Here is a 10,019-nt window from a genome sequence, read left to right on the forward strand (position 1 = left end):
GCAAGGTCTGTCACCACCTGCCCGCGCCTTGCGGGTGCGGCGGAAGGGTGGTGCCGTGGAGCCGGTAGATGTGGCGTTCGCGCTGGTGGGCTTGGGCGCTCTGCTCGCGGGCATCCTGCCGCGGGTGCTGGAACGGCGCCCGCTGTCCATGCCGATCGCCTTCCTCGCCCTCGGCATGCTGGTGTTCCTCCTGCCGGTCGGGCTGCCGTCACCGGCACCCCTGGCCCACCCGGAGCTGACCACCCACCTCACCGAGATCGGGGTGATCGTCGCGCTGATGGGCGCCGGGCTCAAGATCGACCGGCCGTTGAGTTGGCGGCGGTGGTCGACCACCTGGCGGCTGCTGGCGATCGCGATGCCGCTGTCCATCGCGGCGGTGGCGGTGCTCGGCTGGTGGTGGGCGGGGCTGGTGCCGGCCGCCGCGCTGTTGTTGGGCGCCGCGCTGGCCCCCACCGATCCGGTGCTCGCCGCCGACGTGCAGGTCGGCGAGCCGACCGACGTGGAGGATTCCGAGGACGAGGTCCGCTTCGCGCTGACCTCCGAGGCCGGCCTCAACGACGGGCTGGCGTTTCCGTTCGTCTACGCCGCCATCGCCATCGCCTCGACCAGCCTCGCTCCGGGTGACTGGTTCGCCGAGTGGTTCACCGTGGACGTGCTCTGGAAGATCAGCATCGGCGTCGGAGGCGGGCTGCTCATCGGCTGGCTGCTCGGCAAGCTGTTCTTCCGCGCCCCCAGTGAGCTGCGGCTGGCCCGGCACGCCGAGGGGTTCCTGGCGCTGGCTGCCACGTTTCTGGCGTACGGGCTGGTGGAAGTGGTCGGTGGGTACGGCTTCCTGGCGGTCTTCGTGGCCGCCCGAGCCATCCGGGCCGCCGAGCGAACCCACGAGTTCCACTCGGTGCTGCACGACTTCGCCGAGCAGGTCGAACGGTTGCTCACCCTGGTGCTGTTGCTGCTGCTCGGCGGTGCGATCGTGGGCGGCCTGCTGGGCCCGCTGACCTGGCCGGCGGCCGCCGTCGGGTTGGCCCTGGTCTTCCTGGTGCGCCCGCTGATCGGCTGGTTGTCGCTGCGCGGCGCACCGGGACGCCCGGCCGAGCACTGGGTCATCTCGTTGTTCGGCATTCGCGGCGTCGGCTCGTTCTACTACCTCGCGTACGCCACCACCAAGGCCGACTTCCCGCAGGCCGAGCTGCTCTGGGCGACCGTCGGGCTGGTGGTGCTCGTCTCCGTCGTGGTGCACGGCATCACGGCGACCCCGGTCATGCAACTGCTCGACCGGAAGGGAGAGCGGACCTCCGACTCGACCGAGCATGACACCGACGCTCGACCCGTCGCCGCAGCCGGGCACGCCTGAGCACCCGACTCAGGCCCGCCGGGCACTGTTGTCTCAAGCCAGCCGGGCGGCCAGCGCGCGGCCCAGGTCCCGGCCGGAGCGCCAGGCGCTCTGCACCCGGGGCTTGCCGAACGCGTCGCCGGCCAGGCCGATCCCGTCGTCGTCGAGGTGGTGGGTGGCGTCGCCGGCGTCGCCGGTCGGCTTCGCGTACGTCCAGCGGTGCACGTGCACGTCGACGGCCTGCTCCGGCAGCCCGAGCAGATCCCGGACGGCCTGCTCGATCGCCGGGCCGGCACCGGTGGGTTGGGCCAGGTGCCCGGCCGCGAACTCCGGCACGGTGTGCGCGACCAGCACCGGCGCGCCGTCACCGCGTCGGTCGCCGTCGTCGCAGACGAGGCTGAGGACCGGGTGCTCGTTGACGAACGCGCCCCGAAAGTCCGGCCAGCGCCGGTGCGGGAAGCGCAGCACCGCGGCCAGCGACGGCGACCAGCGCTGCGCCTGCACGACCCGGGTGGCGTCGGTCAGGGCGGGGTCGAGCAGCAGGGCGGCCTGCGGGCCCGGCATGGCCAGGGCGACCGCCGCACACGACTCCCCGTCCACGACCGGGCCGGGCTCGACGGTGAGCACCAGCCGGTCGACGGTCACCGGCACCGCGTCGGCCAGGTGCTCGACCACCGACCGCAGCCCACCGGGGGCGGCGAAGCGCATCGGCCCGGTCACCTCGTGAGTCCCGCTTCGGTCGTACGCCCGGAAGGTGTCGGTCCACTCGCGGACCAGCCCGGCCGCGCGCCACCGCTCGACCAGTGCGGCGAAGTCCGGGTCGGTGGCGGTGAAGTAGGCGGCGCCGATGTCCGCGGGCCGCCCCTGGAAGCGTTTGCTGGCCATCCGGCCACCGCGGACGTGCCCCCGCTCCCGGACCTGCACCGGCACCCCGGCCCGGGTCAGCTCGATCGCACAGGCCACCCCGGCGATGCCCGCCCCGACCACCACGACACTCGACCGGTCCACCGTCATCCGATGATCGTAGGCGGCTGTCGGCGGGCATGAACCACCGACGATCGGGGTAATGGCACACCTGTTCGAAGAGAGGGTGATGACGATGACGGACCGCAGCAACGAGCACGCCGACCCGCGCGGCGCGATCAAGGACCCCGACGAGTGGGTCACCGGCGACGAGCCGCCGACCGCGGCACAGGAGTCCTACCTGAACACGCTGGCTCGCGAGGCCGACGCGGACGTCCCGGACGACCTGACCAAGGCCGAGGCGTCCAAGCGCATCGACGAACTCCAAGCCGAGACCGGCCGAGGCCAGTAGCCCTGCACCCGCGCACCCGCGCACCCGCGCACCCGCGCACCCGCGCACCCGCGCACCCGCGCCCCCGCGCCCCCGCGATCTTGCACTTTCGGTCGCGACAAACTGGCACACAAGGCGCGCTTCACCGACAGCAAGCGCAAAATCGCGGGGGGCGGGGTGGGGTGGGGTGGGTCAGGGGCGGGGCAGGGGGTGCAGGCGCACCTCGCTCAGGCTGCCCGCGTGCACCTCGGCGGTGAGGTAGGTGGCGTGGGGTTGGGCGCGGCGGTCGGTGGGTGAGCCGGGGTTGAGCAGGCGCAGTCCACCGGGGGCCTCGGTGTCCCAGGGGATGTGCGAATGCCCGAAGATCAGCAGATCGGTGTCGGGAAAACGGGCCGCGCACCGCTTCTCACGGCCGGTGCGTGGCCCGGTCTCGTGCACCACGGCGACCCGCAGACCGTCGAGGTCGACCCGGGCCACCTCCGGCAGCCGGGCGCGCAGCGCCGGGCCGTCGTTGTTGCCGTACACCCCGACGAGTCGACGCGAACGCGCGGTCATCGCATCGAGCAGGGCCTCGTCCACCCAGTCGCCGGCGTGCACCACCACGTCCGCCGCCTCGATCGCCGCCCAGAGCGGGCCGGGCAGGTCCCGGGCCCGCTTCGGTACGTGGGTGTCCGCCGTGAGCACCAACCGCATGCCGGCATTCTCCCTCTCAGGAACGCGTCGGGGTGAAGTGTGCCGGTGGCATGCCGCGGGTGCGCAGCGCCGGGTCCCGTTCCACGTCGGTGAGCACACCGGCGGCGTTGATCAGACCGATGTGTGAGAAGGCCTGGGGGAAGTTGCCCAGTTGCTCCCCGGTCAGCGGGTCGATCTGCTCGGCGAACAGGCCCAGATCGTTGACCCGGGCGGCCAACGCCCGGAACAGATCGTGTGCCCGACGCCGCTCACCGGCCAGCGCCAGACATCCCACCAACCAGAACGAACAGATGACGAACGCCGCCGGGTCACCATCCCAGCGGCGCAGCAGACCGTCGTGCGACAACCGCTGCTCCACCACCCGCATCGTCGAGCGCATCCGCGGGTCGTCGGCCCGCAGAAAACCCACCAGTGGCATGACCAGCACCGACGCGTCCAGCTCGTCGGATTCGAAAATGCCGGTGTACGACTGGAGCCGCTCGCTCCACCCCCGCTCAAGCACTGTCGCGCGCACCTCGTCGCGGGCGGCCGCCCAGCGGGCCACGTCCTGCGGCTCGCCGAGCCGGTCACCGAAGCGGACCGCCCGGTCCAGGGCGACCCAGCACTGCACCTTCGACGACACGTGGTGGTGCTCGACGCCGCGCTCCTCCCACATTCCCGCGTCCGGCAGCTTCCAGTCCCGCACGGCCTGGTCGGCGAGCACTCGAAGCAGGTGGTAGACGTCCGGGTGGAAGGGCTCCAGCATGTCGCGCATCAGCCAGGCGGCGTCCATCGTCTCGCCGAAGATGTCGTTCTGCCGCTGCCGCCACGCGTCGTTCCCGATCATCACCGGCACGCTGTTTCGGTAGCCGCCGAGCTGGTCCAGTCGGTGCTCGGTGAGGTCCCGTTCCCCCAGCACCCCGTACATGATGGGCACCGGCTGGGCCTCGACCCGGCCCATCGCCCGGCCCAACCAGGCGAACTGCCGCTCCACCTCGTCGAAGCAGGCCGACCGCCACAGTGCCCGCAGTGTGTGGCTGAAGTCGCGGACCCAGACGTATCGGTAGTCGTAGTTGCGGTCCCCGCCGAGCTTTTCCGGCAGCGAGGTGGTCACCGAGGCCACCACCGCACCGCTGGGCCGGTACGTCATGCCCTGCACCACCAGGGCGCTGCGCCGCACCTCTTCGGCGTAGAGCCCCCGGTATTCGTGCTCCCCCAACCAGGAGCGCCACCCGGCGACGGTGTCGGCGATTGTCTGGTCGGCGTCCGGCACCTCCGGCAACGGCGCGTCGTAGGTCGGGGCGTACCCGAGGGTGAAGTTGTGCTTGGTGCCGGCGTCGGCGACGAACGTCGCGGTGGCCTCGCCGTCGATGGGGGACATCCGCACGTCGCACCGCAGGGTGAGCCGGGCGGCGCCGGCGACGGCCTCCAGCATGTCCTCCCGCTCGACCAGGTACGCGATGGTGCGGCCGTACTCGAAACGCGGCCGGTAGTGCGTCCGCATCGGCACCGCACCGGACAGCCCTTCCACGGAGCGGACCAGCACCTGCGGCGAGTGCAGTCCGATGTCGTGACCGCGGGAGCCGGGTTCGAATGCGAGCGCGTCGGTGAGCGCCACCTCCCCCTGCGCGGTGCGGAAGACCGTCCGCAGCACCAGGGTGCCCTCCAGGTAGCAGCGTTCGACGCTGTAGTCGCCCTCCGGACGGATCGACCAGTGACCCGCGCCGTCGTCGAGCAGCCGGCCGAACACCGACGGGGCGTCGAACCGGCCCGGGCACCACCAGTTCACCGAGCCGGCGGCGTCCACGAGCGCCGCGCTTCGGCCGTCGGCGAGGAAGCCGTGGTCGCTGATCTGTCCGCTCTCCACCCGAGTGGTTACCCGGACGGTGCGCGCCCATTCCCCTCCGGCCCGACGGTGGCCACGCGTTACCGGCCGGACTGCCGGGGAACCCGGTGAGCTGACGAGGGAGGATGCTCATGACGTCAGCTTCGGGGCCGACCGCCGCCTGGCGGCCCGGCGCACAGGGTGGCGACCTGCTTCCGTCCGGGCCGACCGGGCGCCTGTCGACACCGGCCGGCGACGGCCACGGGCCGGAGACCGGCCCACCGACCGTGACGATCGGCTCGTACCCGGACTATCCGAGCGCGCAGCGGGTCGTCGACTATCTGGCCGACAACCGCTTTCCGGTGGAGCACAGTGCCATCGTCGGCACCAACCTCACCCTGGTGGAGACGGTGCTCGGGCGAATGACCACCGGTCGAGCCGGCCTGCTCGGCGCCGGCACCGGTGCCTGGTTCGGGCTTTTCATCGGCCTGTTGTTCGGCATCTTCACCGTCGGCAACTGGCTGGCCGTGATCCTGGTCGGGCTGGTCATCGGTGCGATCTGGGGTGCCGTGTTCGGCGCGGTCGCGCACGCGATGACGGGCGGGCAGCGTGACTTCACCTCGGCCAGCTCACTGCGCGCCGGCCAGTACGCGGTGACCGTCGAAGCACAGCTCGCCGACCAGGCGCGACAGCTGCTCGGCCGGATGCAGATGCCCAACTCGGCGGCGAGCGCCCGCTGAGCGACGATCCACGGCCGTCCCGGCAACACGCCGGGGCGGCCGTTCAGTCGTGGTACGCCTTTTCGCCGGCGCGCAGTGGCACGTCGACCCGGTTCTCCGGGGGTGCCAGCGGGCAGGCCCAGCGATCGTCGTAGGCACAGCTCGGGTTGTAGAGATAGTTGGCGTCCAGCCGGACCCGGTCGCCGGGCAGCAGCTGGACCCCCCGGCCGAAGGTGCCTTTGACCGTGTCGGTGAGGTACCGGCCTCCGCCGTAGCTCCCCTGCCCGCAGGTGCCGTCGCGCAGCGGCACGAACAGCCCGCCCCCGTACGCCTCGATCCACCACAGGGTCAACGGCCCCCACGGTGTCTCGGCAACCGCCACCCGCCGGTACGCGATCACCCCGTCGGGGCCGCCGGTGTCGATGTGCAGCTCACCGCTCGCCGAACGCAGGGGCGCCTCGACCACGGCCTCGGGATTGGGCGGGAAGTAGCGCACCCCGGTGAAGTTGGCGCGCTCCGCCGGCGGGATCGGGCTCTGCGGGTGGGTGGCGAAGAGTTCGTCGCGGCCGGCCCGGAAGCCGGCCAGGTCGACGTCGGACAGGTACAGCCGGGCCACCCGCTCCCGCCAGTCGGCCAACTCCAGATCATCCACGCGACCGAGTCTATGCAGTAGCGCCGCGGCACCGAGCCGGCGCCGTCGCGCTGGGGCACCTCAGCGCGACGGCCAGTTGCTGAGGACGACGTCGAGGGCGTCCAGGGTGCGTGACCACGAGTCGTCGGTGGGGCGCGGGGTGTGCCGGAAGCCGCCGGTCTTCTCCAGGCTCACGAACCCGTGGAACGTGCTGTGCATCATCCGCACCGCGTCGGTCTGGTCGGGCTCGGAGAGCCGGTAGCCGCGCAGGATCGCCCGGGTCATCTCGGCGTGCCGGACGCCTGCGCTCGTTGCGGCGGTCTCCGGGTCGAGGTCGATCTGCATGGCGGCGTAGCGGCCCGGGTGCTCTCGCGCATAGTCGCGGTACGCGTTGGCGAACGCCACCAGCGCGTCCTTGCCGGCCCGTCCGGCGAGCGCGGCGGCGACCCGGTCGGCCAGCTCCGCCAACGCCAGCAGGGCGATCCGGACCCGTAGGTCGTGTGCGTTCTTGAGGTGGAAGTACAGGCTGGCGTCCTTCACCCCGAACTGGCGGGCGAGCGCGGCGACTGTCACGTTCTCCACGCCCACCTCGTCGGCCAGCTCGGCCCCGGCCAGCGCCAGGCGCTCGACTGTCACCTTGGCACGTGCCATCCAACACACTCCAAATCTAGCCGCGTTAATCGCTTGCCTAGGAGAGCTAGGCTACTACCTATGTTGGCTCTCACCGAATCCGCCATCCGCGCGTCCTTCGTCAATTGCAGCCGGGGCGAGGCGAAGCGGCTGGTTGTACCGAACGACCTTGAGTCGCGACCCTGGAACGATCTCGACTTCCTCGGCTGGCGGGACCCCTCCGCGCCGCAACGGGCCTATCTCGTCGCCGAGACCGACGGCGAGCTGGCCGGGATGGTGCTGCGGGCCGCGACGCACCAGACAGGGCGCGTGCGGCACAGCATGTGCTCGTTCTGCCTGACCACGCACCTCGGCGGCGGCGTCTCGTTGATGACCGCCCCCAAGGCCGGTCCGAGCGGACGGCAGGGCGATTCCGTGGGCACGTACCTGTGCTCCGACCTGGCCTGCTCCCTGTATCTGCGGGGCAAGAAGCACGCCGGGCCCCCCGCGCCCGAACCGCTGCCCCTGCCGGAGCGGATCGACCGCGTCAGGACCGCCCTCGCGACATTCCTCCGCAAGGTCACCGAGTGACGGCCGAGGCGACCGGGCGCGGCCGGGGTCGGGGCGTGTGCGGTCCCCGGCCCGCGCCCTAGCGGTCGGTGGCGAGGCGGGCGTGCAGGTGCTCGTCGTAGCGGCGGCCGTCGCCGTACCGGTACGACTCGCGCAGGGTCCCCTCGGCCGGGTAGGCGGCGCGCTCGGCGACCCGGCAGGACGCCGGGTTCGCCACGGCGTGACACAACTCCAGCCGGTGCAGCCCGAGGTCCGCGAACGCCCAGTCGGTGAGCCGCACGACGGCCCGCACCGCCACCTGACGCCCACGTGCCGCCGGCACCGTCCAGTAGCCGATGGACGCGTCGCCGTCGTGGATGCTGTGCAGCGACACCGAGCCGAGCAGTTTGCCGTCGGCCGCCGCGGTGACCGCCATCGAGGCATGGGTGCCGGTGGACCAGTCGGCTCGGCGACGCACCCACCGCAGCGCGACCTCGTCGTCGATCGGGCCGTCGCCCTGCGGGTTCCACTGGGCGATCGCCGGGTCACGGAGGGCTTCGCGCACCGCCGGAGCGTCCTCGTCTCGCCAGGGTCGCAGCAACAGGTCGGCGGCAGCCAGTTCCACGTGTTCCACGAGGGCGGAGTCTGGCACAACGTACGACCTCCGCGCCGCCGGATTACCGCGATTTTTGTTCAAAGCTGTATGAGTCGACCGCATGAACGCCGAGGAAGTGACCCAGGCAACGCCAAACCTCGGTAGTTAAATTTTTAAAGAGTGCTATCGTCGTGAGCGTGACCGAGAGCCTGGACAGCACCCGAGAGGCCGCCTGGCGCGCCTACATCGAGGCCAGTCAGCGTCTCTACACCCAGTTGGAAGAGGACCTGCGGGCCGAGAGCGACCTCAGCTTCGCCGACTACCACGTGCTGGTCCTGCTCTCCGAGGCACCCCGACAGCGGCTACGGATGGGCGAGCTGGCCAGCCGGTTGATCTTCTCGCCCAGCCGCCTCACCTACCAGGTCTCCTCCATGCAGCGCCGCGGCCTGGTCAGCAAGGAGCCCTGCCCGGACGACCGGCGCGGCAGCGAGGCGGTGCTCACCGCCGCCGGGCTGCTCGCCCTACGGGAAGCCGCACCCCACCACCTGGCGTCGGTGCGCACCCACCTGATGGACGACCTCGACGATGCCGAGGTCGCCTGCCTCACCCGGGTCTTCGATCGGCTCGGCGAGCGCCTGCGGGCATCGCGGGCCAACTCGACCACCCCTGCCCCACGTTAGGAGTCCCTCGACATGCCCGCGATCAGCGTCGACAACGTTCTCGTCCTGCCCCGACTGCCTCGACTCGACGAGGCCGCCACGATCCGCCCGGTCCGCACGGTGACCACGGCCCCCAGCGGCTTCGAGGGAGAGGGCTTCCCGGTCCGTCGCGCCTTCGCCGGGGTGTCGACAACCGACCTGGACCCGTTCATCCACCTCGACCAGATGGGCGAGGTCGACTACGCGCCGGGCGAGCCAAAGGGCACCCCGTGGCACCCGCACCGCGGCTTCGAGACCGTCACGTACATCATCGACGGCGTCTTCGACCACCAGGACTCCAACGGCGGTGGGGGCACCATCACCGACGGCGACACCCAGTGGATGACGGCGGGCAGCGGCCTGCTGCACATCGAGGCGCCGCCGGAGCACCTGGTGATGAGTGGTGGGCTCTTCCACGGCACCCAGCTGTGGGTCAACCTGCCCCGCTCGGCCAAGATGAACCCGCCCCGCTACCAGGACATCCGGGGTCGGGAGTCGGCGCTGCTCACCACGCCCGACGGTGGCGCGCTGATCCGGGTCATCGCCGGTGAGGTCGCCGGCCACCGCGGCCCGGGCTCGACCTTCACCCCGATCACCATCACGCACGTCACCGTGCAGCCGGGCGCGCAGGTCGACCTGCCCTGGCGACCCGACTTCAACGCCCTGGTGTACGTGCTGGGCGGTCGCGGCACTGTCGGCGCCGACCGGCGGCCGGTGCGTACCGGCCAGCTCGCGGTGCACGGCCCGGGTGACGCACTGCGGTTCAGCGCCGACACCGCGCAGGACAGCAACACCCCGGCGCTGGACCTCTACATCATGGGTGGTCGGCCGATCCGGGAGCCGGTGGCACAGTACGGCCCGTTCGTGATGAACACCCGGGACGAGCTGCTCAAGGCGTTCGAGGACTTCCAGGCCGGCCGCCTCGGCGTGATCCCCACCGAGCGGCTCCCGCACACCGGCGGCCAGGGCGCCCGGCCCTGACCACGGCGGACCGCTGAGATCGGCGCCGACGGCCCCCGTCACTCCCGGGGGGTCGGCGGCCCCTCAGGGGGCCCCCAAAATCCCGGCGACCGCCCGAATGCACACCACCCACACCC

At 71.7% G+C, this 10,019-nt stretch carries 12 protein-coding genes; 6 read left to right on the top strand and 6 right to left on the bottom strand.

Annotated elements, in window-relative coordinates:
- Positions 1 to 55: 55 nt before the first annotated feature.
- Positions 56 to 1,351, top strand: a complete 1,296-nt coding sequence (locus tag V6U86_RS29850; RefSeq protein WP_334509145.1) for a cation:proton antiporter — start codon at positions 56 to 58, stop codon at positions 1,349 to 1,351.
- 33 nt (positions 1,352 to 1,384) lie between these two features.
- Here the strand turns inward: V6U86_RS29850 and V6U86_RS29855 are convergent, their stop codons facing one another.
- Positions 1,385 to 2,344: an NAD(P)/FAD-dependent oxidoreductase gene (locus V6U86_RS29855; RefSeq protein ID WP_334509147.1), complete on the bottom strand. Its 960-nt coding sequence runs from the start codon at positions 2,342 to 2,344 to the stop codon at positions 1,385 to 1,387.
- An 85-nt stretch (positions 2,345 to 2,429) separates the two neighbouring features.
- Between V6U86_RS29855 and V6U86_RS29860 the strand changes: the two genes are divergently transcribed.
- A complete protein-coding gene (locus V6U86_RS29860) occupies positions 2,430 to 2,645 on the top strand; it encodes a DUF3072 domain-containing protein (protein ID WP_334509172.1) in 216 nt (71 codons plus the stop codon).
- A gap of 171 nt (positions 2,646 to 2,816) precedes the next feature.
- On the opposite strand, the gene V6U86_RS29865 is transcribed toward V6U86_RS29860, so the two are convergent.
- Positions 2,817 to 3,317: a metallophosphoesterase family protein gene (locus tag V6U86_RS29865; protein ID WP_334509149.1), complete on the bottom strand. Its 501-nt coding sequence runs from the start codon at positions 3,315 to 3,317 to the stop codon at positions 2,817 to 2,819.
- Positions 3,318 to 3,333: 16 nt separating this feature from the next.
- Entirely contained in the window at positions 3,334 to 5,163 is a 1,830-nt protein-coding gene (locus tag V6U86_RS29870) for a glycoside hydrolase family 15 protein (RefSeq protein ID WP_334509150.1), read from the bottom strand.
- Positions 5,164 to 5,273: 110 nt separating this feature from the next.
- Between V6U86_RS29870 and V6U86_RS29875 the strand changes: the two genes are divergently transcribed.
- The gene (locus tag V6U86_RS29875) at positions 5,274 to 5,861 is read left to right on the top strand and encodes a general stress protein (protein WP_334509152.1); all 588 of its coding nucleotides are present in this window, start codon (positions 5,274 to 5,276) and stop codon (positions 5,859 to 5,861) included.
- A gap of 43 nt (positions 5,862 to 5,904) precedes the next feature.
- Here the strand turns inward: V6U86_RS29875 and V6U86_RS29880 are convergent, their stop codons facing one another.
- The gene (locus tag V6U86_RS29880; RefSeq protein ID WP_334509155.1) at positions 5,905 to 6,492 is read right to left on the bottom strand and encodes a DUF1684 domain-containing protein; all 588 of its coding nucleotides are present in this window, start codon (positions 6,490 to 6,492) and stop codon (positions 5,905 to 5,907) included.
- Positions 6,493 to 6,552: 60 nt separating this feature from the next.
- Positions 6,553 to 7,122 carry a TetR/AcrR family transcriptional regulator gene (locus V6U86_RS29885; protein WP_334509157.1) on the bottom strand — a complete coding sequence of 190 codons (570 nt, stop codon included), beginning with the start codon at positions 7,120 to 7,122 and terminating at the stop codon, positions 6,553 to 6,555.
- A gap of 60 nt (positions 7,123 to 7,182) precedes the next feature.
- Between V6U86_RS29885 and V6U86_RS29890 the strand changes: the two genes are divergently transcribed.
- Entirely contained in the window at positions 7,183 to 7,671 is a 489-nt protein-coding gene (locus V6U86_RS29890) for an FBP domain-containing protein (protein ID WP_334509159.1), read from the top strand.
- 58 nt (positions 7,672 to 7,729) lie between these two features.
- On the opposite strand, the gene V6U86_RS29895 is transcribed toward V6U86_RS29890, so the two are convergent.
- Positions 7,730 to 8,263: a GNAT family N-acetyltransferase gene (locus V6U86_RS29895; RefSeq protein WP_334509161.1), complete on the bottom strand. Its 534-nt coding sequence runs from the start codon at positions 8,261 to 8,263 to the stop codon at positions 7,730 to 7,732.
- 158 nt (positions 8,264 to 8,421) lie between these two features.
- Here V6U86_RS29895 and V6U86_RS29900 point away from each other — a divergent pair, with 158 nt between their 5' ends.
- The gene (locus tag V6U86_RS29900) at positions 8,422 to 8,904 is read left to right on the top strand and encodes a MarR family winged helix-turn-helix transcriptional regulator (RefSeq protein WP_334509163.1); all 483 of its coding nucleotides are present in this window, start codon (positions 8,422 to 8,424) and stop codon (positions 8,902 to 8,904) included.
- 12 nt (positions 8,905 to 8,916) lie between these two features.
- Positions 8,917 to 9,903 carry a pirin family protein gene (locus tag V6U86_RS29905; protein ID WP_334509165.1) on the top strand — a complete coding sequence of 329 codons (987 nt, stop codon included), beginning with the start codon at positions 8,917 to 8,919 and terminating at the stop codon, positions 9,901 to 9,903.
- Positions 9,904 to 10,019: the final 116 nt, after the last annotated feature.

The sequence above is a fragment of the Micromonospora sp. CPCC 205558 genome, from assembly GCF_036902955.1.
Lineage (GTDB): Bacteria > Actinomycetota > Actinomycetes > Mycobacteriales > Micromonosporaceae > Micromonospora.